The sequence below is a fragment of the Pseudomonas sp. CAM1A genome (genome assembly GCF_047501685.1).
In the GTDB taxonomy this organism is placed as follows: Bacteria; Pseudomonadota; Gammaproteobacteria; order Pseudomonadales; family Pseudomonadaceae; genus Aquipseudomonas.
The window spans coordinates 381,477-404,618 of sequence record NZ_JBFNXP010000001.1; the positions used below are offsets into that span (position 1 = coordinate 381,477).

Sequence of the window (23,142 nt, forward strand, 5' to 3'; positions counted from 1 at the left end):
GTATTATTGTGTTCTGGGTTGTTGCCGAGCTTAGCCTCGTTCATTTTTTTACACAACTCCCCCGTAAAAAATAAAACACGCCCCGCTCGGGATAACCCTTCAACTCGAAAATAGCGGATAATGGCACGCCCCGAGATGCAGCAAATCTGCCGTAGATGTGCCATTTAAGGGCATCAGGGTGCTGGCTTGACTTAACTTGGTCTTTCCGATTGACTGGGGTTGCAAGCCCCCCTTGATTGATATTTTTAACAACAAAGGTGTTGCATCATGTCGGTACCCCCGCGTGCCGTTCAGCTTAACGAAGCGAACGCGTTCCTTAAGGAACATCCTGAGGTTCTCTACGTTGACCTTCTGATTGCAGATATGAATGGTGTGGTGCGCGGCAAGCGCATAGAGCGCACCAGCCTCCACAAGGTTTACGAGAAAGGCATCAACCTGCCGGCCTCCCTTTTTGCCCTGGATATCAACGGTTCGACCGTCGAAAGCACAGGCCTTGGCCTGGACATCGGCGATGCCGACCGTATCTGCTACCCAATCCCCGACACTCTCTGCAACGAGCCTTGGCAGAAGCGCCCGACCGCGCAGCTGCTGATGACCATGCACGAGATCGAAGGCGAGCCGTTCTTCGCCGACCCGCGTGAAGTGCTGCGCCAGGTGGTGAGCAAGTTCACCGACCTGGGCCTGACCATCTGCGCCGCGTTCGAACTGGAGTTCTACCTGATCGACCAAGAGAACGTGAACGGCCGCCCGCAGCCGCCACGCTCGCCGATCTCGGGCAAGCGCCCGCAGTCGACCCAGGTGTACCTGATCGACGACCTCGACGAATACGCCGACTGCCTGCAGGACATCCTCGAAGGCGCGAAGGAACAAGGCATTCCGGCCGACGCCATCGTCAAGGAAAGCGCCCCGGCGCAGTTCGAAGTCAACCTGCACCACGTCGCCGACCCGCTCAAGGCCTGTGACTACGCGGTGCTGCTCAAGCGCCTGATCAAGAACATCGCCTACGACCATGAAATGGACACCACCTTCATGGCCAAGCCCTACCCGGGCCAGGCAGGCAACGGCCTGCATGTACACATTTCCGTGCTGGACAAGGATGGCAACAACATCTTCACCAGCGAGGATCCCGAGCAGAACGCCGCGCTACGTCACGCTGTCGGCGGTGTGCTCGAGACCCTGCCCGCCTCGATGGCGTTCCTTTGCCCGAACGTCAACTCGTACCGCCGTTTCGGCGCGCAGTTCTACGTGCCGAACGCACCGAGCTGGGGCCTGGACAACCGTACCGTGGCGCTGCGCGTGCCGACCGGCTCGCCGGATGCGGTGCGCATCGAGCACCGCGTGGCCGGCGCCGACGCCAACCCGTACCTGATGATGGCTGCGGTACTGGCCGGAGTGCACCATGGCCTGACCAACAAGGTCGAACCGGGCGAGCCGATCGAAGGCAACTCGTACGAGCAGCTGGAGCAGAGCCTGCCGAACAACCTGCGCGATGCACTGCGCGAGCTGGACGACAGCGAGATTCTCAACAAGTACATCGATCCGAAGTACATCGACATCTTCGTCGCGTGCAAGGAAAGCGAGCTGGAGGAGTTCGAGCACTCGATCTCCGACCTCGAGTACAACTGGTACCTGCACACCGTGTAAACGAAAACGCCGCCCTCAGGGGCGGCGTACTTCTTTGCCATCGCATCGCGGGTGCCCGCCCAGGTAGACCGTGGGAGCGGGCTTGACCCGCGATGGCATCAGAGCGGCTTCTCGAAAATCTTCGAATTACGCTGGTAGTTGTACAGCGAAGCCCGCGCCGCCGGCAGGCGCTCCACGCCACTAGGCGAGAAGCCGCGCTCGCGGAACCAGTGTGCGGTCCGGGTCGTCAACACGAACAGGGTATTGAGCCCCAGCGTGCGTGCGCGCTCCTCGATGCGCTCGAGCAGCTCATCACCACGCCCACCATGCCGGTACTCCGGGTTCACCGCCAGGCACGCCAGCTCCCCCGCCTCGGAATCGGCAATCGGGTAAAGCGCCGCGCAGGCGATGATCATGCCCTCGCGTTCGACCACGCTGAACTGCTCGATCTCCCGCTCAAGCACCTCCCGTGAACGTCGCACCAGGATGCCCTGCTCCTCCAGCGGGCTGATCAGCTCCAGCAGGCCGCCGACATCCTCGATGGTCGCCTCGCGCACCACCTCGAACTGTTCCTGGGACACCAGCGTGCCGCCACCACCACGGGTGAACAGCTCGGTCAGCAGCGCGCCGTCCTCGGCATAACTGACGATATGACTGCGTGCCACACCGCCCTTGCAGGCCTCGGCGGCGGCATCCAGCAGCTCGGCCTGGTAGTCACTGCCCAGTCGCTGCAGGTGCGGCGCGATATGCTGCGGGCGCAGCTCGCGCACCAACTGCCCACGCTCGTCCAGCAGGCCCGGCTCGGCGCCGAACAGCAGCAGCTTGTCGGCACCCAGCTCGATGGCGGCGCGGGTAGCCACGTCTTCGCAGGCCAGGTTGAAGATTTCGCCGGTGGGCGAGTAGCCCAGCGGCGACAGCAACACGATGGAACGCTCATCGAGCAGGCGGTTGATGCCTTTGCGGTCGACCCGGCGCACTTCACCGGTATGGTGATAGTCCACCCCTTCAAGCACGCCGATCGGCCGTGCCGTGACCAGGTTGCCAGAGGCCACCCGCAGGCGCGAGCCCTGCATGGGCGAGGCCGCCATGTCCATCGACAGGCGCGCTTCAATGGCCAGGCGCAGGGCGCCGACGGCGTCGATCACGCAGTCCAGCGTCGCCGCGTCGGTGATGCGCATGCCGTGGTGGTAGTGCGGGGTCAGGCCGCGGGCGGCCAGGCGGCTTTCGATCTGCGGGCGTGAACCGTGGACCAGCACCAGGCGCACGCCCAGGCTGTGCAACAGCACCAGGTCGTGGACGATGTTGCCGAAGTTAGGGTGTTCGACGCCATCACCGGGGAGCATGACCACGAAGGTGCAATCGCGGTGGGCGTTGATGTAGGGAGAAGCATGGCGCAACCAGTTGACGTAATCGGGCATGACAGGGCCTGTGGATAAGTGAACGGAGAACGAAAAGGCGCACAACGTTCGAAAGTCATCGTCGGAACAGGCTTGCGGTCACGCGCGGTCTCCTCTGCTCAGGAAAGATCAATGGTTCAGGCAATAGTGCCGGATCAGGTCACGCAATAGACGCACGGTAGGCTCGATACGTGACATTTCAAGATACTCGCCGGGCTGGTGAGCACAGGCGATGTCACCGGGCCCCAGCACGATGGTCTGGCAACCGAGCTGCTGAAGATAAGGCGCTTCGGTACCAAAGGCCACTGCTTCGGCGCGATGGCCGGTCAGGCGCTCGGCCAGGCGCACCAGTTCGCTGTCGGCGGCCTGCTCGAACGGCGGCACCTCCGGGAACAGCGGCGCATAGTCGATACGCACGTCATGACGTTCGGCCAACGGGGTGAGCTTGCCGCGGATCGCTGCGCGCAGCTGCTCCACATCCATGCCCGGCAACGGGCGCAGGTCGAACTCCAGGGCGCACTGGCCACAGATGCGGTTGGGGTTGTCGCCGCCATGGATGCAGCCGAAGTTCAGGGTCGGGGCAGGCACCGTGAACTGTGGGTTGCGGTACTGCTCCTGCCAGCTGCGGCGCAGCGCCATCAGCTCGCCCATCACCGCATGCATGGCCTCCAGAGCGCTGCGGCCCAGGGTCGGATCCGACGAATGGCCACTGCGCCCGAGAATGTCGATGCGGTCCATGAGGATGCCCTTGTGCATGCGGATCGGCTTGAGCCCGGTGGGCTCGCCGATCACCGCCGCCCGCCCGAGCGGCTGGCCGGCCTCGGCCAGGGCCCGGGCGCCGGACATGGAGCTTTCTTCGTCGCAGGTGGCGAGGATCAGCAGCGGCTGCTTGAAATCATGCTCGAGCAGCGGGATCACCGCCTCGATGACCAGGGCGAAGAAGCCCTTCATGTCGCAACTGCCCAAGCCTACCCAACGGCCATCGACCTCGGTGAGCTTGAGCGGGTCGCTGCTCCACAGTTGCGGGTCGAAGGGCACCGTGTCGCTGTGCCCGGCCAGCACCAGGCCGCCCGGGCCGGTGCCGCGGCTGGCCAGCAGGTTGAACTTGCCAGGGTTGACCTGCTGGATCTCGCAGGCGAAGCCCAGGTCCGCCAACCAGCCGGCCAACAGGTCGATGACCGCTCGGTTGGACTGGTCCAGCGCAGCCTGGGTGCAACTGACCGAAGGTGCGGCGATCAGGGCGGCAAACTGGTCTTTCAGCGATGGCAACGGCATGCGCGGACTCCTCGGAAGCGTGAGGGGCATCATAACAATGCAAAAGACCCGCAAGGCAAGCACGCGCCCACAAGCAAGGATTCAAGCCGCAAGTGCTGTAGACTGCCCAATCACGATGCCCCTCCTTCCGAGCCCGCGATGCACACAGAAACCGAACTCAAACTCCGCGCCAGTCGCGAGACCCTTGCCGCCCTGCGCGAGCACCCGCTGCTGAAAAAGCGCAACAAGTCCGGCTGGCAGACCCGCGAACTGCTCAACCAGTACTTCGACACCCCGGAGCGCGACCTGTCCGCCGCCCGTGTCGCCCTGCGCCTGCGCCGCGACGGCGAGGTCATCATCCAGACCCTCAAATGCCGCGGCCAGAGCGTGGCCGGCCTGTCCGAGCGCAACGAGTTCGAATGGCACCTGGACAAGGTCAAGCTCGACCTGAAGAAACTCGATGGCACCTGCTGGCCCGAGCAACTGGCCGGGCTGGACAAGAAGGCCATCAAGCCGCTGTTCACCACCGACTTCACCCGCGAGTACGCCGAGATCGCCTGGGGCCGCGGCAAGGCCAAGGTGGTGATCGAAGCGGCCATCGACCAGGGCTTCGTGATCGCCGGCAAGCGCAAGGAAGAAATCTGCGAGCTGGAACTGGAGCTGCGTGAGGGTGCCCCAGAGGCGCTGCTGGAGCTGGCCGCGGAGTTGTCCGCCAGCCTCGCCCTGATGCCATGCGACATCAGCAAGGCCGAGCGCGGCTACCGCCTGCTCGATCCGGACAGCTACGAGCTGGGCCTGCCGGTGACCGAGCTGCACGCCGAGATGCCGATGGATGACGCCTACGCCGCCCTGGCCTGGCAACTGCTGGGCAGCAGCCAGCGCCTGGCCGAGCAGTATCGCCACAATGGCCACTGGCGCCTGCTGCAGGACTGGGTTCGCTGCCTGGCCGAGCTGCGCGCCCTCACCGCCAGCCTCGGCCAGGCGGCACCGCGCCCGACCACCCGCGCCCTGCGCGCCAGCCTCGATGCGTTGCTGGAAGACTGGCGCCCGCTGGTATTGGCCGGCAACGACGACGAGGACATCCGTCGCGCCGCCCCCGAGCAGTTCGCCGAAGAGCTGGAGGATCCGCGCTGGGGCCAGTTCTCCCTGGAGACCGCACGCTGGCTGACCGCCCGCGCCTGGACCGTCGAGCGCAAGGGCCGTGGCGAGCGCCAGGGCAAGGCGCAGCTGGCCAGCTGGCTGCAGCACTTGCTGGGCGAGGAAGCCCGCGCCCTGAAGCTGCCACTGTATGTGCAGCGTCCAGAGGACCTGGCCGAGCAGCTGCCGCGCATCGAGACCGTGCAAACCTGGCTGCACCACGCCCGCCAGGTGCTCGACCTGCCACAGCAGGACCGCCTCTACGGCGAGCTGAACAAGCTGCACGAGCTGGCCGAACTGCCGCTGCTGGAGGAAGACAAGGGCGAACTGCTGGAGGCCCGTATCGAACAGGCTCGCGCCATCGAGCAGAACCGCGCCTGGAAGCATCTGCTCAAGGCCTGAGTCCGCGCCGCCCGCTCCTGCACGCGTGGGAGCGGGCTTGCCCGCGATTGGCTCTTCAGGGCCTCAGCGGCAGGCTCGTGGTCGACTTGATCTCCGACAATGCCACGATCGAGTTGACTTCCTGAATACCCGGCACGTTCGACAGCTTTTCGAAGAAGAACCGCTCGTAAGCCTCGATATCCGAGGTGACGATACGCAGCAGAAAATCCACCGCCCCCATCAGCACATAACATTCCAGCACTTCGGGAAAACCGCGGATCGCCTCGGTGAACTCGGCGAAGTTCGAACGGCCATGGGCGTTGAGCTTCACTTCGGCAAAGATCTGCGTGTTCAGCCCTACCTTCTTGCGGTCCAGCAGCGTCACCTGGCCACGAATTACCCCCTCCTCTCTCAGGCGCTGAATGCGCCGCCAGCATGGTGACTGCGACAGGCCCACGCGCTCGGCGATCTGCGCGCTGGACAGCGAGGCGTCGTCTTGCAGCAGTTCAAGAATGCGCCGGTCGTAAGCGTCCAATTCGCCAAGCATTAATAATTCTCCAATTGGCATTTTTACGAATTAAAAAAGTCGAGATAGCGCGTTATTGGCGAATCATAGCGAAAAAATACCCCGCCTGACGTGCAAGAATTTTTCCACTTTCGCGGAGATCCTGCATGAACGCACTCGAACGGCCCCTCAACTCGCCCCGCCTCGACGCCTGGGCCGCCAACACTGTCCACTGCACTGTGCACTACCGCCTGCAGGCCGACGCCGAACCGGACAGCCTGTGCCGCGTGCTCAATCTGTTCGCCCTGCAGTTCCTCACCCCGCACAGCGTCAACGTGAGCCAGTGCGACGATCTGCTGGACGTGGCGATCGGTGTCGGCGGCCTGAGCTGGCACCGGGCCGAAGTGATCGCCCAGAAACTGCGCAACCTGGTCTGCGTCAGCGAAGTGTGCCTGGCGAACCTGCCACAGCTCTCGGAGGTCGCCAGCCGTTGAAACCGGCAGGCAATGTCCGGAAACCCTTTGCACCGACGTCCTGCGCCCTGCGCGACTAGCCTTGCCCAGGCCTCTGAAGCCCGGCAAGGACGCTTCCATGCTCGCCAACGACCACCACGATCTTGACCTCAATCGCCTGCTGGACGCCTTGCTGGCAGAGCAGCGGATCACCCCCGAAGCCGCTCTCGCGGCACTTGAGCGCGCCAAGACCCACCCTGCCGAACATCCCCTGGAACTGATCGCCGCCATCGGCCACCCGCTGGGGCTGGATGCCCTGTGCCGCTGGCTGGCAGATCGGGTTGGCCAGCCTTTTCTGGCAATCGACCCCTTGCAGGTCGACCTGGTGCGCGTGGCCGGGCTGATGTCCGCAGCCTTCGCCCAGCGCCATGGCATCCTCGCCGTGGCCGTGGATGAACACAGCATCACGGTGGCCAGCGCCCAGCCTTATCAACACGAATGGGAGGCAGACCTGAGCCGTAGCCTGGGCAAGGCAGTGCACCGGGTGCTGGCCAGCCCGCGACAGCTCCGCCAGCTACGCCCGACCTTCCTGGGTCTGGCCCACTCCGTGCGCGGCGCGGGCCTTGGCCAGTTGCCCCGCCTCGGCGAGCTGGAGCAACTGCTCGAACTGGGTGCCAGGCAAACCCAGGCCAGCGCGGACGATGCCCATATCGTGCACATCGTCGACTGGATGCTGCAGTACGCCATCGAGCAGCGCGCCAGCGATATCCACCTGGAACCCCGCCGTGAACAAGGCCATCTGCGCCTGCGCATCGATGGGCTGCTGCACGCGGTGTATGCCTTCCCAGCCAGCGTCACCCTGGCGATGGTCAGCCGGCTGAAGCACCTGGGCCGCATGAACGTCGCCGAGAAACGCCGGCCACAGGACGGTCGCCTGAAAACCCGCCTGCCCGGCGGCGCCGAGGTGGAGCTGCGTCTGTCCACCCTGCCCACCCCGTTCGGCGAGAAGCTGGCATTGCGCCTGTCCGACCCTCAGCAACTGCACGACAGCCTCGAAACCCTGGGCCTGGAGGGCACGTTGCTGGAGCAGTGGCTGGCCCTGCTGCAACAACGCCAGGGCATCCTGCTGGTGACGGGGCCGACCGGCTCGGGCAAGACCAGCACCCTGTACGCCAGCCTCCGGCACCTGGCCACCCCCCAGGTCAACCTGTGCAGCATCGAGGACCCGATCGAACGCCTTGAACCGATGATCAACCAGTTGCAGGTCCAGCCCAGCCTGGAGCTGGACTTCGCCAGCGGTGCCCGCGCCCTGCTGCGCCAGGATCCGGACATAATCATGATCGGCGAAATCCGCGACCGGGAAACCGCCCAGGTGGCCGTGCAGGCGGCCCTCACCGGGCATCTGGTGTTGTCGACCCTGCACACCCAGGACGCCTGCGGCGCGATTACCCGCCTGCTGGAGCTTGGCGTCGCCGACTACCTGATCAGGGCGACCTTGCTAGGAGTAATGGCCCAGCGCCTGGTGCGCACACTCTGCCGCGCTTGTCTGCACCTACCCCCGCAGGATCGCCAGGCCTGCCCGCAATGCCGGAGCACGGGTTTCCATGGGCGTACCGGGCTGTTCGAACTGCTCCAGGTCAGCGCCGCATTGCGCGAGCGGATCACCCCCGCCAGCGACCTCGCCGGCCTGCGGCAACAGGCCGAGGTAGACGGGTTGCGTGACCTTCGACGGCACGGCGGTGACCGGGTCGCCCAGGGCATGACCTGCGCCGAGGAGGTCATGCGAGTCTGTGGATAAGTAAGAAAATCCCTTTGTGGCCGGGAACTTGGGGCAATGGAAAAGGATCGAATCGGCATCTCAACCGCCCTCATCCACCGAGGTGATTCATCATGCGTCTCAAAACAGCCATCGCAGCCACCGTCCTGTTCTCGCTGCCCCTTGGCTCCGCCATGGCCGATACGTTCTGGCGCAATATCATCTCCTCCGGCGCGACCACCGCCTCCACCTACCTGACCTTCAAGGACCACAAACTGATCGTCGCTGCCCAGGATGACGCGGGCAGCTTCGTCGCCAGTGACGGCGCCATTCGCGGGCCATTCCTGGAGTCTGCGATCCGCCAGGTGCGCGCGGACAACCCAGGCGTGCAGGCCAGCGACATGGAACTGGCCAACGCGATCCTGGCCAAGAACGCCGTGGCCGAATAAGTCCCGGGGCTGCGTTGCAGCCCCCATCTAGCGATACGCCTCCACCGGCACGCACGCGCAGAACAGATTCCTGTCCCCATACACGTTGTCGACCCGGTTCACCGCCGGCCAGTACTTGTGCTGGCGGGCGTGAGCGCTGGGGGCGATGCCCTGCTCGAGGCTGTATGGCCGGTTCCACGGCGCCAGTACATCGGCCAAGGTATGCGGCGCGTGCCTGAGCGGGTTGTCCTCGGCCGGCCAGTTGCCCTCCTGCACTTCGGCAATCTCCGCCCTGATCGCCAGCATCGCTTCAACGAAGCGATCCAGCTCGGCCTTCGACTCGCTCTCGGTGGGCTCGACCATCAACGTGCCCGGTACCGGGAACGACATGGTCGGGGCATGGAAGCCATAGTCCATCAGGCGCTTGGCCACGTCTTCCTCGGTAATGCCGGTCAGCGCCTTGAGCGGGCGCAGATCGAAGATGCATTCATGGGCCACGCGCTGGTTGCGCCCGCGGTACAGCACCGGGAAGGCATCGCGCAGCTGGCTGGCCAGGTAGTTGGCGGACAGGATCGCCACCTCGCTGGCATCGGCCAGTTGCGGCCCCATCATGGCGATGTACATCCAGCTGATCGGCAGGATGCTGGCACTGCCCCACGGCGCCGCGCTCACCGCGCTGTTGTTCGGGTCCAGCCCCGGCACCGGCACCACCGGATGGCTGGCCACGAACGGCTTGAGGTGTGCACGGATGCCAATCGGCCCCATGCCCGGGCCACCGCCGCCATGGGGAATGCAGAAGGTCTTGTGCAGGTTCATGTGCGAGACATCGGCACCGATGTCCGCCGGCCGCGTCAGCCCTACCTGGGCATTGAGATTGGCGCCATCCATGTAGACCTGCCCGCCAAGCTGGTGCACCACCTCGCAGATCTCGCGGATGCCCTCTTCGTACACCCCATGGGTGGACGGGTAGGTCACCATCAGGCATGACAGTCGCTCGCCAGCCTGGCGCGCCTTGGCCTTGAGGTCGTCGAGGTCGACGTTGCCGTCCTCGTCGCACTCGACGATCACCACCTCCATGCCGGCCATCTGCGCCGACGCCGGGTTGGTGCCATGGGCCGAGGACGGGATCAGGCAGATCGTGCGCCCGGCCTGGTGGCGGCTGCGGTGGTAACGCGTGATCGCCATCAGCCCGGCGTACTCGCCCTGGGCGCCCGAGTTGGGCTGCATGCAGATCGCATCGAAGCCGGTGATGGCACACAACCAGGCTTCGAGCTCGTCGATCATCGCCTTGTAGCCTTGCACCTGCGCCGCAGGGGCGAACGGATGCGGTTGGGCGAATTCAGGCCAGGTGATGGGGATCATCTCGCTGGTGGCGTTGAGCTTCATGGTGCACGAACCCAGCGGGATCATCGACTGGTTGAGTGCCAGGTCCTTGTTCTCCAGCTGCTTGAGGTAGCGCAGCATCTCGGTCTCGCTGTGATGCAGGTTGAACACCGGGTGCTGCAGGATCGGTGTGCGCCGCACCAGCGCGCCGGGGATGCCTTCGGGCAGGGCCTGCTGGTCGAGGGCGGCAATGTCCAGGCCGTGGTCGACGCCAAGGAAGATATCGAACAGCTTCAGCACCGTGGCTTCGTCGCAGGTCTCGTCCAGGCTCAGCCCCAGGTGCCCGCGACCGAGAATGCGCAGGTTGACGCGGGCGTCCTCGGCGCTTTCGATGATCGCCGCCTGGGTGCCGCCGACGTCCAGCGTCAGGGTGTCGAAGAAATGCTGGTTGAGGCGCTTGATGCCTTTGGCTTCAAGGCCGGCGGCGAGGATGAACGTCAGTCGATGCACGCGCTGGGCGATGCGCTGCAAGCCCTCGGGGCCGTGATAGACCGCGTAGAAGCCGGCGATGTTGGCCAGCAGCACCTGGGCCGTGCAGATGTTGGAGTTGGCTTTCTCGCGGCGTATGTGCTGCTCGCGGGTCTGTAGGGCCATGCGCAGCGCGGTGTTGCCCCGGGCATCACGTGATACGCCGATGATGCGCCCGGGCATGGCGCGCTTGTAGTCGTCGCGGCAGGCGAAATAGGCCGCGTGCGGCCCGCCATAGCCCATGGGCACGCCAAAGCGCTGGGTCGAGCCGAGCACCACGTCGGCCCCCAGTTCGCCGGGCGGCGTCAGCACCACCAGGCTGAGGATGTCGGCGGCGACGCAGGCCAGGGCCTGCTGGCCATGCAACTGGTCGATCAGCGGGCGCAGGTCGCGCACCTCGCCATGGGTGTCGGGGTATTGCAGCAGCGCGCCGAACACCTGGTGCTTGCCCAGGTTATCCACCGAATCGACGATCAACTCGAAGCCGAACCCCTCGGCGCGGGTCTTGAGCACCGACAGGGTTTGCGGGTGGCAGTGCTCGTCGGCGAAAAAGGCGTTGCTCTTGCTGCGCGCCACGCGCTTTGCCAGGGCCATCGCCTCGGCGGCGGCGGTGGCCTCATCAAGCAGCGAGGCATTGGCCAGGGGCAGGCCGGCAAGGTCGATGACCATTTGCTGGAAGTTCAGCAGCGCCTCCAGCCGGCCTTGGGCGATCTCTGGTTGGTAGGGCGTATAGGCGGTGTACCAGCCAGGGTTCTCCAGCACGTTGCGCAGGATGACGGTGGGGGTGAGGGTGGCGTGGTAGCCCATGCCGATCAGGCTGGTCCACAGCTGGTTCTGCGCAGCGTAGCCCGCAAGTTTGGCCAGTGCGGCCTGCTCATCGAGGGCCGGCGGCAGGTCGAGTGGGCGATTGAAGCGGATGCCCGGTGGCACCGTCTGCTCGATCAGTTCACTGCGGCTGGCGACGCCTAGGGCGTCGAGCATGGCCTGCTGCTCCTGGGCATCGGGCCCCAGGTGGCGACGCAGGAAAGGGTTGGGCTCTTGCAGTTGGCTCAGCGATGGTGACTGGGACATGGCGACGATCTCTTCCTGGACCAGTTCTCATGGGAGACTTACAAGTCTAGGAAGGATTGCCGAATATGCGGGGATTATTGCGTTTGCCGTGCAACCCTCATCGCGGGGCAAGCCCGCTCCCACGCCTGGAACACATCGCCATGGCGCACGTCGTGGGAGCGGGCTTGCCCCGCGATCATTTACTCGCCGATGGCAGCCTTGTAACCAGCAGCATCCAGTAGCTTGTTCAACTCAGCGGGGTTGCTCGGCTTCAGCTTGAAGATCCACGACTCGTAAGGCTCTTCGTTGAGCAGTTCCGGGCTGTCAGCCAGCTCTTCGTTGACCGCGATGACTTCACCACCCACCGGCGCATAGATATCCGAGGCAGCCTTTACCGACTCGACCACACCAGCGGCGTCGCCGGCTTCGAACACCTTGCCGACTTCGGCCAGCTCGACGAACACCACGTCACCCAGGGCTTCCTGGGCGTGGTCACTGATACCCACGGTCACCGTGCCATCGGCTTCCAGGCGAGCCCACTCGTGGCTTTCGGCAAAACGCAGGTCGGCGGGGATTTGGCTCATTGTCTTGTATTCCTCGTAATGGGTCAGCGGACGGCCCGCCGTTAATGTTCAGATCAGGATCTTGCCATGGCGCACGAAGGTCGGCTTTACCACTCGCACCGGGTACCACTTGCCGCGGATTTCCACCTCGGCCCGGTCACCAGTGGCCATGGGCACGCGGGCCAAGGCAATGGATTTGCTCAGCGTAGGCGAGAAACTACCACTGGTGATCTCCCCTTCGCCAATCCCGGACACACGGACCACCTGATGCGCGCGCAGTACACCCCGCTCCTCCAGCACCAGGCCAACCAGTTTTTCCTTCACGCCCTGCTCGATTTCCGCCAGCAGGCCCGCACGGCCGATGAACTCACGGCTCGCCGGCTCCCAGGCGACGCTCCAGCCCAGGTTGGAGGTCAGCGGGGTGTGGGCTTCGTCGATATCCTGGCCATACAGGTTCATGCCGGCTTCCAGGCGCAGCGTATCGCGGGCGCCCAGACCGCTCGGGGCGATGCCGGCGCCGACCAGATCGTTGTAGAACGCCGGGGCCTGTTCGCCGGGAAGAATGATTTCCAGACCGTCCTCACCGGTATAACCGGTGCGGGCGATGAACCAGTCACCGTCGGCGAGGCCTTCGAAGGGGCGCAGCTCGCGGATCAGCGCGGCCCGCGAGGCGCTGAGCAGGGCAGCGACCTTTTCTCGGGCATGAGGCCCCTGGATGGCGAGAATGGCCAGTTCAGGCCGCGCCTTGAAGCTCACCTTGAAGCCTTCGCTGCGAACCTGCAGCCAGGCCAGTACCTTGGCGCGGGTGGCGGCATTGGCCACCAGGCGATAACCGTCTTCGGTGCGGTAGGCGATGAGATCGTCAATGATCCCGCCCTCGGCATTGAGCAGCGGGCTGTAGAGGGCCTTGCCGGGGCTTTCCAGGCGTGTCACGTCGTTGGCCAGCAGGTGTTGCAGCCAGGGCGTGGCGGCGCAGCCATCGATATCGATGACCGTCATGTGGGAAACATCGAACACCCCGCAGTCACTGCGCACCTGGTGGTGCTCCTCGACTTGCGAGCCGTAGTGCAGGGGCATGTCCCATCCGCCGAAATCGACCGTCTTGGCGCCGAGCGCCAGGTGCAGGTCATACAGAGGCGTACGCTGTCCCATGGGTTTCTCCTTCCGGGCGTGGCGAGGCGGCGGCGGTCGGCGATGTTCAATCATCACCTGTTCTTGTAGGACCCGTCGCTGCGAATGCCGCGCATTGTAGCCGCAAGGGAGCTGCGTGACACCCTCAGCGCGGATGTCCCGGACGATGGGCCGAGCGGCGGATCAGGCCGATCACTGGCAGCAGGCCGACCAACACCAGGGTCAACGCTGGCAGCGAAGCACGCGCCCATTCACCCTCGCTGGTCATCTCGAACACGCGCACGGCCAGGGTGTCCCAGCCGAACGGGCGCATCAGCAAAGTTGCCGGCATCTCCTTGAGTACATCGACGAACACCAGCAGGGCGGCACTGAGCGCACCGGGCACCAGCAATGGCAGATACACCTTGAAAAACAATCCTGGGCCACCGACCCCGAGGCTGCGCGACGCCTCCGGAAGCGATGGGCGGATCCGCTCCAGGCTGCTTTCCAGCGGACCATAGGCAACGGCGATGAACCGTACCAGATAGGCCAGCAACAATGCCGACAAGCTTCCCAGCAACAACGGCTTGCCCGCTCCGCCCAACCATTGGGACAGCGGCACTACCAGCTGGTTGTCCAGGTAGCTGAACGCCAGCATGATCGACACGGCCAGCACCGAGCCGGGCAAGGCGTAACCCAAGTTGGCCAATCCGACCCCGGCGCGGATACCGGCAGTCGGGGCCTGCCGCCTGGCGAACGCCAGAAGCATGGCCACGCTGACCGTGATCAGCGCCGCCATGGCTCCCAGGTACAGGGTGTGCATGACCAGGCCAACATAGCGCTCGTCGAGGTCATGCCGCCCCCGCTGCCAGAACCACGCCAGCAACTGCAGCATCGGAATGACGAAGGCACAGGCGAACACCAGCAGACACCAGCCACTGGCAGCCAACGCCTTGATACCCCGCAAGTGATACAGCGCCTGCGCCCTCGGGCGTTCGTTGCCACTGCGACTGGCGCCTCGGGCCCGGCGCTCGCCATACAGCACCAGCATCACCGCCAGCAGCAACAGGCTGGCCAGTTGCGCCGCGCTGGAGAGGCTGAAGAAGCCGTACCAGGTCTTGTAGATGGCAGTAGTGAAGGTGTCGAAATTGAACACCGCCACCGCGCCGAAATCGGCCAGGGTCTCCATCAGTGCCAGGGCGATGCCGGCGCCGATGGCCGGCCGCGCCATGGGCAAGGCCACCCGCCAGAAGGCCTGCAGCGGTGACAGCCCCAACACCCGCGCCGCCTCCATCAAGCCCTTGCCCTGGGCCAGGAAGGCCGTGCGCGCCAGCAGGTAGACGTAGGGGTAGAACACCAGCACCAATACCGTGATCACGCCACCGGTGGAGCGCACCCTGGGCAGGCGCATGGGCCCGAACACCTCGCGCAGCGCCGTCTGCACGGGGCCTGCGAAGTCGAGCAGGCCAACGAAGACGAACGCCAACACATAGGCCGGGATGGCGAACGGCAGCATCAGCGCCCAATCCAGCCAACGCCGGCCGGGGAATTCGCAGAGGCTGGTGAGCCACGCCAGGCTCACCCCCAGCACGGTCACGCCGATACCAACGCCAAGCACCAGGGTCAGGGTATTGCCCAGCAGGCGGCTCATCTGGGTGTCGAGCAGGTGCGACCAGATCTGCACGTCGACCGATTGCCATGACAACAGCAAAACGCTGAGCGGCAGCAAGACCAGGGCGGCGATCAGGAAGACCGGCAGGTACCAGCGGCGTTGGGGGGTGTGAGGCAAATCGAAGGTCTCGATGGCTGGGCGATAGCATCGCGGGGCAAGCCCGCTCCCACACAGCCTTTACAGGTTGGCGTGGGATCGGGCTTGCCCCGCGATGAGGCCCTCAAGGATAGGGCGAGCGGTCAGTTCCAGCCAGCCCGATCCATCAAGCGAATGGCTTCAGCCTGGCGCTTGCCAGCGACTTCCACCGGAATGCTGTCGGCCTTGAAGCTACCCCAGGCCGCCACTTCCGTCGAAGGCTTGACCTTCGGGTTGGCCGGGAACTCCTGGTTGATGTCGGCGAACAGCTTCTGCGCCTCCTCGCCGGTCATCCACTCCACCAGTTTCTTCGCCGCTTCCGGGTGCGGTGCATGCTTGGTCAGGCCAATACCTGACAGGTTGACGTGCACGCCGCGATCACCCTGGTTGGGCCAGAACAGCTTCACCGGCAAGTCGGGTTTCTCCTTGTGCAGGCGCCCGTAGTAGTAAGTGTTGACGATGCCCACGTCGCACTGGCCGGCGGCAATGGCCTGGAGCACCGCGGTGTCGTCGGAGAACACGTCGGTGGACAGGTTGTTGACCCAGCCCTTGATCAGCTTCTCGGTCTCGGCCTCGCCGTGGTTCTCGATCAGGGTGGCGGTCAGCGACTGGTTGTAGACCTTCTTCGCCGTGCGCAGGCACAGACGGCCTTCCCAATTTTTGTCGGCCAGGGCCTCGTAGGTGCTGAGCTCCGCCGGTTTGACCCGGTCGGTGGAGTAGGCGATGGTCCGTGCGCGCAGGCTCAGGCCAGTCCAGTCGTGGGACGAGGCGCGGTACTGCGACGGAATGTTCTGGTCGATGGTGGCCGACTTGATCGGTTGCAGGATGCCCATCTGCTCGGCCTGCCAGAGGTTGCCGGCATCGACGGTGAGCAGCAGGTCGGCCACGCCGTTCTCGCCCTCGGCCTTGATGCGCTGCATCAGCGGGGCTTCCTTGTCGGTGATGAACTTGATCTTGACGCCGGTCTTGGCGGTATAAGCGTCGAACACCGGCTTGATCAGCTCGTCGATGCGCGAGGAGTACACCACCACTTCTTCCGCCGCCTGGGCGGTGCCGCCGAATAGCGTCAGGGCCAGGGCGGCCAGTAGGGGCTTGCGGGATAACATTCGGAGCACTCCTCGCTGAGTTTAGAGGTGCAAATGGTAGTGGTTCCCATTTTTAGACTCATCCGTCGAGCCGTTACCGAATGTTGCAAACAATCGCGGGGCAAGCCCGCTCCCACCTTCCCGCAATGATGGTTTCAGGCCTTGGCCAACTCCGGCAGGTCACCGGACAATCCCAAGGCCTGACGCACGAACAGCGCCTTGGCTTCGGGCATCTGCTCCACCAGCTTCAAGCCGCTGTTACGCAGCCAGCGCAGCGGCAACGGGTTGGCCTGGAACAAGCGCTCGAAACCCTCCATCGCCGCCATCAGCGCCAGGTTGTGCGGCATGCGCCGCCGCTCGAAACGGCTCAGCACTTTCACATCGGCCAACCGCTCGCCCCGCTCGCTGGCGCGTACCAGCTCTTCGGCCAGCACGGCGGCATCGAGGAAACCCAGGTTGACCCCCTGCCCCGCCAACGGGTGGATGGTGTGGGCGGCGTCGCCGATCAGCGCCAGCCCTTCTTCCACGTAGCGCTTGGCATGGCGCTGGCGCAGCGGCACGCAGACCCGTGGATCAGCCTCGAGCACATCGCCCAGACGCCCCTCGAACGCCCGCTCAAGTGCCTGGCGGAAGCTCGCGTCATCCATTGCCATGGCCTGCTCGGCCTGCTCCGGGGTGGTCGACCAGACGATCGAGCACCAGTCCTGGCGGCCATCACGCGACAGCGGCAGGAACGCCAGCGGGCCTTCGTCGGTGAAGCGCTGCCACGCCGTGGCGCGGTGCGCCTCGCTGCAACGCACGCTGGTGACGATGGCGTGGTGCAGGTAATCCCACTCGCGGGTCGCGCAGCCGGCCAGGCGGCGTACCGCCGAGTTGGCGCCATCGGCGGCGATCACCAGCGGCGCGCGCAGCTTGCGACCATCGGCCAAGGTCACCAGCCACTCGTCACCGGAGCGGCGCAACTGTTCCAGGCGGGCATTGGCCAGCAGCCCGACATCGCTGTCGTGCAGGCGCTCCAGCAGACCGTCCTGGACCACACGGTTCTCGACGATATGCCCCAGCACCTCGGCATGCACGCTGGCCGCGGAAAAATGAATCTCACCGGTGCCGCTGCCATCCCAGACGTGCATGTCCGAATACGGCGAGACACGCCGCCGGGCAATGCCCTCCCAGGCGCCCAAGCGCTCGAGAATGCGCTGGCTGGCCGCCGACAGGGCGCTGACCCTTGGTTCGAAAGGGGCCTCGCCATCAAACGGCTTGACCGTCATCGGCCCGCCGTCGAGCAAAAGCACCTCCAGGCCACTGTGGCGCAAGGCCAGGGCCAGGGCGCTGCCGACCATACCGGCACCGACAATCAACAGATCTGCGCGCATTTCCATGCCTTACGCCTGCCTCGCTTGCGGCTTGAGCCGCACGTATAAAGTTTTGTCGACCCGCGCCACCAGCTCGCCGGCGCCATCGCGGATCTCCACCTGCAACCGCGGCAGGTACTTCTTGCCGCTGGCGGTCTGCTGGCGGATCTCGTCCAGCAGCGCATCGTCGACGTGGAATTGGGCATACACCGGGCCCTTGCCCGGCGAGATGAAGTCGATACTGGCGGCCTTGTCCCAGACGATGTACTCGCGCCCCAGCTGCTCGATCAGCAGCAGCATGTAGAACGGGTCGACCATCGCGTACAGGCTGCCTCCGAACTGGGTGCCGACGTAGTTGCGATTCCACCGCGTCAGCTTCATGCGCACCTTGACGCTGCGCATGTCCGGGCTGATTTCCTGGATATGGATGCCGGCGCCCAGATAGGGCGGGTAGAAGTTCAACAACCAGCGCAGCATCCGCGCTCGCCGTGCGAGCCTGCGAACATCGCTCATGGGCGGCCCCGCGGGTCGGGGCGGGTGCCCAGGCCCATGGCCTGGCGGGCGAACCAGCTTTTCGCCGGCGGCAGCAGGTCCAGCCCGAGCAGGCCGAGGTTGCGCCCGGCCGCCAGCAGCGGCTGGCTGCTGCCGAACACGCGGGTGACCTGGTCGGAGAAGCCGATGGTCAGGGCCTGGTCAAGGCGCTGGCGTTGGTGATAGGCCTGCAGCGTGGCCAGATCGCCCGGCAGCGCCGGGCCAGCCAGCAAGGCGTCCGCCAGCGACTGCACATCGCGCAGCGACAGGTTGAAGCCTTGCCCGGCGATCGGGTGCAGGCTGTGGGCGGCATTGCCCAGCACCACCAGGTGCGGGCGCACCTGCTCCTCGGCCTCGACCAGCGACAGCGGATAGAGATGACGGGCACCGACCTGGCGCAGGGCGCCGAGTCGGTAGCCGAAGGCCTCCTGCAGTTCGCGCAGGAAGCTGCGTTCGTCGAGCTCGGCCAGGCGTTTGGCATCCATGCCCTGGCGGGTCCAGACCAGCGCGCAACGGTTGTCCGCCAGCGGCAGCAGGGCCATCGGCCCTTGCTCGGTGAAGCGCTCGAACGCCTGCCCGGCATGGGCCTCGCCCGGGGTGATGTTGGCGATCAGCGCGCTCTGGTCATAGGGTGTGTTGCGCACATGGATGCCCAACTGCTCGCGCAGGCCCGAACGGCCACCATCGGCCAGCACCGCCAGGTCGCATTCCAGCACGGTGTCGTCGTCCAGCTGCAACCGATAGCCACCGGCGATGGCCTGCATCGCCTGCACTTGCGCCGGGCAGCGCCAGCTGACCACCTCGTTGTCGATGGCCTGCCACAGGCACTGGCCGAGCCAGGCGTTCTCCACCACGTAGCCGAGTGCCGGCACACCTTCCTCCAGCGCATCCAGGCGCGTGGCGCCGAAGCGGCCGCGGTCGGACACCTGGATCTGCCGGATCGGCTCGGCGCGGCGGCTGATGGCCTGCCACAACCCCAGCCGCTCGTAGATCTGCCGGGTGCCGTAGGACAGCGCCGAAGAACGCGCGTCGTAGCTGGGCTGGAAGCTGTCGCCCGGGGCAAACGGCTCGATCAGCAGGATCGTCCAGCCACGCGCCTTGGCCGCGGCCTGCAGGGTCAGGGCCAGGCTGGCGCCGACCAGGCCGCCACCGATGATCGCCAGGTTGACCCGGTTCATGCGGCGTCCTTGCGGGCTTCGTGCATCAGTGCCTCGATCTCGGCGACCGTGCGCGGCACGCCTGAAGTGAGGATTTCACAGCCTTGTCTGGTTACCACCACGTCGTCCTCGATCCTTACGCCGATGCCGCGCCATTTCTTCGCCACGGCCTGGTTGTCGGCCGCGATGTAGATGCCGGGCTCGACGGTCAACGCCATGCCCGGCTCGAGCACGCGCCATTGGCCACCGACCTTGTATTCGCCCACGTCGTGCACGTCCATGCCCAGCCAGTGCCCGGCGCGGTGCATGTAGAAGGCACGGTAGGCCTCGCTGTCGATCAGCGCCTGTACCTCGCCCTTGAGCAGGCCCAGCGCCACCAGCCCTTCGGTGATCACCCGCACGGTCGCCTCGTGGGCATGGTTCCAGTGCTTGCCCGGGGCGATCTCGGCGAACGCCGCGGCCTGGGCCGCAAGCACCAGCTCGTAGATGGCCTTCTGTTCCGGCGAGAAGCGCCCGCTGACCGGGAAGGTGCGGGTGATGTCGCTGGCGTAGCAGTCGATCTCGCAACCGGCGTCGATCAGCACCAGGTCACCGTCCTTGAGCGACGCATCATTCTGCTGATAGTGCAGGATGCAGCCATTGCGCCCGGCAGCGACGATCGAGCCGTAGGCCGGCATCTTCGCCCCGCCCTTGCGGAACTCGTAATCCAGTTCGGCTTCCAGGCTGTACTCGTGCAACCCGGCCCGGCAGGCCTGCATGGCGCGCACATGGGCACGGGCGGAGATCGCCGCGGCCTCGCGCATGACCTTCACTTCCGCCGCCGATTTATACAGGCGCATGTCGTGCAGCAGATGATCCAGGGCAACGAACTCGTTCGGCGGCTGGGCGCCAAGGCGGGCCTTGGAGCGGATCACATTGATCCACTCCATCAGCCGGCGGTCGAATTCGGCGTTGCCGCCCATGTTGCTGTAGACCCGCTCGCGACCTTCGATCAGGCCCGGCAGGATCTCGTCGATATCGCTGATGGGGAAGGCATCGTCGGCGCCGAAATCACGCACCGCGCCTTCCTGGCCGGCCCGCAGGCCGTCCCACTGCTCGCGCTCGGGATTGCGCTCGCGGCAGAACAGCACGTACTCGCCATGCTCGCGGCCCGGGATCAGCGCGATCACCGCCTCGGGCTCAGGGAAGCCGCTCAGGTACTGGAAATCGCTGTCCTGACGATAGACATGCTCGACGTCGCGGTTGCGGATGGCAACTGCGGCGGCGGGCAGGATGGCGATGCTGTTGGGGACCATCTGCGCCATCAGCGCCTTGCGCCGACGGGCGTACTCCGCCTTGGGTATGTGGCTCATGGGCAAACGACCCCGATCAGATCAGTGCAGCGATGGCTTTGGCGCGGGCGCTTCGGGCTTGGCCAGCTCGGTGTACAGCAGCAGCGGGGCGACGCGCAGGTATTCCATGACTTCCATGTAGTCGCTCTCGCCGTCCTCGGATTCTTCCAGCGCTTCCTGGACCTGCGAGATGGCCACCAGGTCCTGGAGCACTTCCTTGGCATCGGTGGACAAGTCCTTGCCACCGGCGTTCAGGCCGAAACCGGTGATGAAGCCCTGGCACCACTGGCCCAGCGCGGTGGCGCGGTCGCTGAGTGCGGCATCATCGGAAGGCAGCAGCAGGACGATGGCGACGTCGTCGCCAGTCAGTTCGGCCTTGACCATCTCTTGCAGGCCGACCAGAGCGTTGCGGACAGTGTCACCGGGCTCGGTTTCGAGCAACTGGGCGGCGTCGGCCAGCCAGGCATCGGCATCGAAGCCGGCGCCAGCGCAGCTGCGGCCGATCAGCAGGCCGTGCAGCTCGGCGGGGGTGACGGGGTGGCCATTGCTCGAAAGCAACATGGCAAAGGCAATGTAGGGCGATTGGGTATTGGGCATGGGCAGCTAGGCGCCAGACGGCGCAATGACTAGAATGGAGACCTTGTATCCTAGCACCGGCAGGCGCGCCAAGACCATCGGCACTGGCCGTCGCGCCCTTGGGGCAGGCATGATCGCCAGGCGAGTCAAGGAATCGAGTGCAATCCATGCAAGAGAACGACCTGCAAGCGCTGATGAGCCGGTTCGAGTTGCTGATCGAACGGGTCGAGCAACTAAAGCGGCAAAACGCACTCTTAGTAGCTCAGGAACGATCCTGGCGCGAGGAGCGCGCCCACCTGATCGAAAAGAACGAGATCGCCAAGCGCAAGATCGAATCGATGATCCTGCGCCTCAAGGCCCTGGAGCAAGACTCATGAGTTCAAGCAATAGCGTCACCGTCCAGATCCTCGACAAGGAATACTCGATCATCTGCCCGCCCGAGGAGCGCAACAACCTGGTCGGCGCCGCCCGCTACCTGGATGGCAAGATGCGCGAAATCCGCAGCAGCGGCAAGGTGATCGGCGCCGACCGTATCGCCGTGATGGCCGCGCTGAACATCACCCACGAGCTGCTGCACCGCCAGGAACGCCCCGAAGTGGCCAGCGGCGGCACCACCCGCGAACAGGTGCGCGACCTGCTGGAGCGGGTCGACCAGGCCCTCTCCGACGATCCGGTTAGCAAAAACGACTGAGATTGGTATACTGGCGCCACTCCCTGGGGGATGCGCCAGTCGGTTATGTCCCTGAGCCGATACGCACAACCACGGGGGTTGCACGCTGGGGCAGGTGTGCATGTCCGCCCGACGGAAAGCCTTAACGCCCCCTGCAATCTCCACCTTGAACTTTCGGGTTCAAGGGCTACACCGATAGCGGTCTTGTCGGGGAGCCTGCTTTCAGAACTGCCCGCCTCCCACGGCGGGCTTTTCGTTTCTTCAGGGATCGCCCGTGCCATGACCGACACCGCGCCGCTTACCCGCCCCCAGCTTCGCCGCCTCCTGCGCAATGCCCGCCGCGCACTCACACCCGCCCAGCAACGTCAGGCCGCCGAAGGTCTTTATCGCCAACTGGCACAGCATCCACTGTTCCGCCGCGCCCGGCATATCGCCCTGTACCTGCCCAATGATGGCGAGATCGACCCGCGCCTGCTGCTGCGCGAGGCGCACAGGCGCGGCAAGCGCGTCTACCTGCCCGTGTTGCACGCCTGGCCCGCCACACGCATGGTGTTCCAGCGTTTCGAGCCAGGTGAGAAGCTGCGACCCAACCGCTTCGGCATCGCCGAACCGGTAGTCGAGCGCAAACGCCAAAGGCCGATCTGGGCGCTGGACCTGATCCTGCTACCGCTGGTCGGTTTCGATGAGATGGGGGGGCGCCTGGGCATGGGCGGGGGCTTCTATGACCGCAGCCTGGCCTACCAGGGCCGGCGCAAGGCCTGGAAAAAACCATTGCTGTTGGGGTTGGCGCATGAATGCCAGAAGGTGGAGCGGCTCAACCAGGCAAGCTGGGATGTACCGTTGCAAGGCACGGTGTCAGACCGTGGTTGGTACCTGGCGGCGAAGTGAACTCGCGATCAGCGGTGCTGTTGCTGCGCCGGATCGACGGGCGCCTGCTGATAGGCGGCATCGAGCTTGCGCTCCCACAAACCTTGCGCGTAACCGGTGGTGACCACGCCCAGGCCGAAAATGAAGGCCAGGATCCAGAGCAGGTCCGGTTTACGTTGTTTCATTGATTGCCCCCCAAGAACAACTGTCCAGGCTCGGCGGCTTTCTTGATGGCTGCCGGAGCGTATAGCTTAAAATC

22 protein-coding genes and 1 other RNA gene are annotated in these 23,142 nt (G+C 65.1%); 9 read left to right on the plus strand and 14 right to left on the minus strand.

Annotation, left to right across the window (positions count from 1 at the left end; translation table 11 throughout):
• The first annotated feature begins 267 nt into the window (after positions 1–267).
• Positions 268–1,644 (plus strand): glutamine synthetase family protein, encoded by a 1,377-nt coding sequence (locus tag ABZO33_RS01775; RefSeq protein WP_038707015.1) that lies wholly within the window; start codon positions 268–270, stop codon positions 1,642–1,644.
• A 98-nt stretch (positions 1,645–1,742) separates the two neighbouring features.
• Here ABZO33_RS01775 and argA read toward each other — a convergent pair whose 3' ends face one another.
• Both argA and argE read right to left on the minus strand, forming a co-directional pair.
• Positions 1,743–3,041 carry an amino-acid N-acetyltransferase gene (gene argA, locus ABZO33_RS01780; RefSeq protein WP_038707016.1) on the minus strand — a complete coding sequence of 433 codons (1,299 nt, stop codon included), beginning with the start codon at positions 3,039–3,041 and terminating at the stop codon, positions 1,743–1,745.
• 108 nt (positions 3,042–3,149) lie between these two features.
• Entirely contained in the window at positions 3,150–4,295 is a 1,146-nt protein-coding gene (argE, locus tag ABZO33_RS01785; RefSeq protein ID WP_414534617.1) for an acetylornithine deacetylase, read from the minus strand.
• A gap of 138 nt (positions 4,296–4,433) precedes the next feature.
• Between argE and ABZO33_RS01790 the strand changes: the two genes are divergently transcribed.
• The gene (locus tag ABZO33_RS01790; protein ID WP_038707017.1) at positions 4,434–5,813 is read left to right on the plus strand and encodes an inorganic triphosphatase; all 1,380 of its coding nucleotides are present in this window, start codon (positions 4,434–4,436) and stop codon (positions 5,811–5,813) included.
• 55 nt (positions 5,814–5,868) lie between these two features.
• Here the strand turns inward: ABZO33_RS01790 and ABZO33_RS01795 are convergent, their stop codons facing one another.
• The gene (locus ABZO33_RS01795) at positions 5,869–6,339 is read right to left on the minus strand and encodes an Lrp/AsnC family transcriptional regulator (RefSeq protein ID WP_023631494.1); all 471 of its coding nucleotides are present in this window, start codon (positions 6,337–6,339) and stop codon (positions 5,869–5,871) included.
• Positions 6,340–6,464: 125 nt separating this feature from the next.
• Here ABZO33_RS01795 and ABZO33_RS01800 point away from each other — a divergent pair, with 125 nt between their 5' ends.
• The 3 genes from ABZO33_RS01800 (at position 6,465) to ABZO33_RS01810 (ending at position 8,954) form a co-directional block, all read left to right on the plus strand.
• Positions 6,465–6,791: a hypothetical protein gene (locus ABZO33_RS01800; protein ID WP_414534618.1), complete on the plus strand. Its 327-nt coding sequence runs from the start codon at positions 6,465–6,467 to the stop codon at positions 6,789–6,791.
• 97 nt (positions 6,792–6,888) lie between these two features.
• Positions 6,889–8,547 carry a GspE/PulE family protein gene (locus ABZO33_RS01805; RefSeq protein ID WP_414534619.1) on the plus strand — a complete coding sequence of 553 codons (1,659 nt, stop codon included), beginning with the start codon at positions 6,889–6,891 and terminating at the stop codon, positions 8,545–8,547.
• Between the two features lie 92 nt (positions 8,548–8,639).
• The gene (locus tag ABZO33_RS01810; RefSeq protein WP_414534620.1) at positions 8,640–8,954 is read left to right on the plus strand and encodes a DUF2388 domain-containing protein; all 315 of its coding nucleotides are present in this window, start codon (positions 8,640–8,642) and stop codon (positions 8,952–8,954) included.
• Between the two features lie 27 nt (positions 8,955–8,981).
• On the opposite strand, the gene gcvP is transcribed toward ABZO33_RS01810, so the two are convergent.
• The 10 genes from gcvP to ABZO33_RS01860 all read right to left on the minus strand — a co-directional run bounded on the left by gcvP (position 8,982) and on the right by ABZO33_RS01860 (position 21,367).
• On the minus strand, positions 8,982–11,855 hold the full coding sequence (gcvP, locus tag ABZO33_RS01815; RefSeq protein ID WP_414534621.1) for an aminomethyl-transferring glycine dehydrogenase: 2,874 nt from the start codon (positions 11,853–11,855) through the stop codon (positions 8,982–8,984).
• A gap of 179 nt (positions 11,856–12,034) precedes the next feature.
• A complete protein-coding gene (gene gcvH, locus ABZO33_RS01820) occupies positions 12,035–12,418 on the minus strand; it encodes a glycine cleavage system protein GcvH (protein WP_414534622.1) in 384 nt (127 codons plus the stop codon).
• 48 nt (positions 12,419–12,466) lie between these two features.
• Complete coding sequence (gene gcvT / locus ABZO33_RS01825) at positions 12,467–13,549, minus strand: glycine cleavage system aminomethyltransferase GcvT (RefSeq protein ID WP_414534623.1); 1,083 nt, start codon at positions 13,547–13,549, stop codon at positions 12,467–12,469.
• A gap of 124 nt (positions 13,550–13,673) precedes the next feature.
• Positions 13,674–15,296, minus strand: coding sequence for an ABC transporter permease (locus ABZO33_RS01830; RefSeq protein ID WP_414534624.1), 1,623 nt, complete (start codon positions 15,294–15,296; stop codon positions 13,674–13,676).
• A gap of 122 nt (positions 15,297–15,418) precedes the next feature.
• Positions 15,419–16,420 carry an extracellular solute-binding protein gene (locus ABZO33_RS01835; protein ID WP_414534625.1) on the minus strand — a complete coding sequence of 334 codons (1,002 nt, stop codon included), beginning with the start codon at positions 16,418–16,420 and terminating at the stop codon, positions 15,419–15,421.
• Between the two features lie 134 nt (positions 16,421–16,554).
• On the minus strand, positions 16,555–17,772 hold the full coding sequence (locus tag ABZO33_RS01840) for a 2-octaprenyl-3-methyl-6-methoxy-1,4-benzoquinol hydroxylase (RefSeq protein WP_414534626.1): 1,218 nt from the start codon (positions 17,770–17,772) through the stop codon (positions 16,555–16,557).
• A gap of 9 nt (positions 17,773–17,781) precedes the next feature.
• Positions 17,782–18,264, minus strand: coding sequence for a DUF4442 domain-containing protein (locus ABZO33_RS01845; protein ID WP_203648827.1), 483 nt, complete (start codon positions 18,262–18,264; stop codon positions 17,782–17,784).
• On the minus strand, positions 18,261–19,460 hold the full coding sequence (gene ubiH / locus ABZO33_RS01850) for a 2-octaprenyl-6-methoxyphenyl hydroxylase (protein ID WP_414534627.1): 1,200 nt from the start codon (positions 19,458–19,460) through the stop codon (positions 18,261–18,263). The genes ABZO33_RS01845 and ubiH overlap by 4 nt, the downstream gene beginning before the upstream one ends.
• Complete coding sequence (pepP, locus tag ABZO33_RS01855; RefSeq protein WP_414534628.1) at positions 19,457–20,791, minus strand: Xaa-Pro aminopeptidase; 1,335 nt, start codon at positions 20,789–20,791, stop codon at positions 19,457–19,459. Before pepP ends, ubiH begins: the two co-directional genes overlap by 4 nt.
• Positions 20,792–20,812: 21 nt before the next feature.
• Positions 20,813–21,367, minus strand: a complete 555-nt coding sequence (locus ABZO33_RS01860; RefSeq protein ID WP_038707024.1) for a YecA family protein — start codon at positions 21,365–21,367, stop codon at positions 20,813–20,815.
• A 146-nt stretch (positions 21,368–21,513) separates the two neighbouring features.
• On the opposite strand from ABZO33_RS01860, the gene ABZO33_RS01865 reads away from it, so the two are divergent.
• From ABZO33_RS01865 to ABZO33_RS01880, 4 genes are all read left to right on the plus strand, one after another.
• On the plus strand, positions 21,514–21,723 hold the full coding sequence (locus tag ABZO33_RS01865; RefSeq protein WP_023631616.1) for a TIGR02449 family protein: 210 nt from the start codon (positions 21,514–21,516) through the stop codon (positions 21,721–21,723).
• Positions 21,720–22,037 (plus strand): cell division protein ZapA, encoded by a 318-nt coding sequence (locus tag ABZO33_RS01870; RefSeq protein WP_046853724.1) that lies wholly within the window; start codon positions 21,720–21,722, stop codon positions 22,035–22,037. The genes ABZO33_RS01865 and ABZO33_RS01870 overlap by 4 nt, the downstream gene beginning before the upstream one ends.
• Positions 22,038–22,054: 17 nt before the next feature.
• A non-coding RNA gene (ssrS, locus tag ABZO33_RS01875) (6S RNA) lies at positions 22,055–22,234 on the plus strand.
• A 61-nt stretch (positions 22,235–22,295) separates the two neighbouring features.
• Entirely contained in the window at positions 22,296–22,904 is a 609-nt protein-coding gene (locus ABZO33_RS01880; RefSeq protein WP_414534629.1) for a 5-formyltetrahydrofolate cyclo-ligase, read from the plus strand.
• Between the two features lie 8 nt (positions 22,905–22,912).
• Here the strand turns inward: ABZO33_RS01880 and ABZO33_RS01885 are convergent, their stop codons facing one another.
• Complete coding sequence (locus ABZO33_RS01885) at positions 22,913–23,068, minus strand: hypothetical protein (RefSeq protein WP_011536298.1); 156 nt, start codon at positions 23,066–23,068, stop codon at positions 22,913–22,915.
• Positions 23,069–23,142: the final 74 nt, after the last annotated feature.

What these genes read in the sequence shown, in the direction of transcription:
- ABZO33_RS01840 (WP_414534626.1), bottom strand. Translation starts at nt 17,772, where the DNA reads ATGCGCGCAGATCTGTTGATTGTCGGTGCCGGTATGGTCGGCAGCGCC.
- argA (WP_038707016.1), bottom strand. Translation starts at nt 3,041, where the DNA reads ATGCCCGATTACGTCAACTGGTTGCGCCATGCTTCTCCCTACATCAAC.
- ABZO33_RS01880 (WP_414534629.1), top strand. Translation starts at nt 22,296, where the DNA reads ATGACCGACACCGCGCCGCTTACCCGCCCCCAGCTTCGCCGCCTCCTG.
- ABZO33_RS01885 (WP_011536298.1), bottom strand. Translation starts at nt 23,068, where the DNA reads ATGAAACAACGTAAACCGGACCTGCTCTGGATCCTGGCCTTCATTTTC.
- ABZO33_RS01835 (WP_414534625.1), bottom strand. Translation starts at nt 16,420, where the DNA reads ATGTTATCCCGCAAGCCCCTACTGGCCGCCCTGGCCCTGACGCTATTC.
- argE (WP_414534617.1), bottom strand. Translation starts at nt 4,295, where the DNA reads ATGCCGTTGCCATCGCTGAAAGACCAGTTTGCCGCCCTGATCGCCGCA.
- ABZO33_RS01870 (WP_046853724.1), top strand. Translation starts at nt 21,720, where the DNA reads ATGAGTTCAAGCAATAGCGTCACCGTCCAGATCCTCGACAAGGAATAC.
- ABZO33_RS01860 (WP_038707024.1), bottom strand. Translation starts at nt 21,367, where the DNA reads ATGCCCAATACCCAATCGCCCTACATTGCCTTTGCCATGTTGCTTTCG.
- ABZO33_RS01800 (WP_414534618.1), top strand. Translation starts at nt 6,465, where the DNA reads ATGAACGCACTCGAACGGCCCCTCAACTCGCCCCGCCTCGACGCCTGG.
- gcvP (WP_414534621.1), bottom strand. Translation starts at nt 11,855, where the DNA reads ATGTCCCAGTCACCATCGCTGAGCCAACTGCAAGAGCCCAACCCTTTC.
- pepP (WP_414534628.1), bottom strand. Translation starts at nt 20,791, where the DNA reads ATGAGCCACATACCCAAGGCGGAGTACGCCCGTCGGCGCAAGGCGCTG.
- ABZO33_RS01865 (WP_023631616.1), top strand. Translation starts at nt 21,514, where the DNA reads ATGCAAGAGAACGACCTGCAAGCGCTGATGAGCCGGTTCGAGTTGCTG.
- ABZO33_RS01795 (WP_023631494.1), bottom strand. Translation starts at nt 6,339, where the DNA reads ATGCTTGGCGAATTGGACGCTTACGACCGGCGCATTCTTGAACTGCTG.
- ABZO33_RS01805 (WP_414534619.1), top strand. Translation starts at nt 6,889, where the DNA reads ATGCTCGCCAACGACCACCACGATCTTGACCTCAATCGCCTGCTGGAC.
- ubiH (WP_414534627.1), bottom strand. Translation starts at nt 19,460, where the DNA reads ATGAACCGGGTCAACCTGGCGATCATCGGTGGCGGCCTGGTCGGCGCC.
- ABZO33_RS01775 (WP_038707015.1), top strand. Translation starts at nt 268, where the DNA reads ATGTCGGTACCCCCGCGTGCCGTTCAGCTTAACGAAGCGAACGCGTTC.
- ABZO33_RS01845 (WP_203648827.1), bottom strand. Translation starts at nt 18,264, where the DNA reads ATGAGCGATGTTCGCAGGCTCGCACGGCGAGCGCGGATGCTGCGCTGG.
- ABZO33_RS01810 (WP_414534620.1), top strand. Translation starts at nt 8,640, where the DNA reads ATGCGTCTCAAAACAGCCATCGCAGCCACCGTCCTGTTCTCGCTGCCC.
- gcvT (WP_414534623.1), bottom strand. Translation starts at nt 13,549, where the DNA reads ATGGGACAGCGTACGCCTCTGTATGACCTGCACCTGGCGCTCGGCGCC.
- gcvH (WP_414534622.1), bottom strand. Translation starts at nt 12,418, where the DNA reads ATGAGCCAAATCCCCGCCGACCTGCGTTTTGCCGAAAGCCACGAGTGG.
- ABZO33_RS01790 (WP_038707017.1), top strand. Translation starts at nt 4,434, where the DNA reads ATGCACACAGAAACCGAACTCAAACTCCGCGCCAGTCGCGAGACCCTT.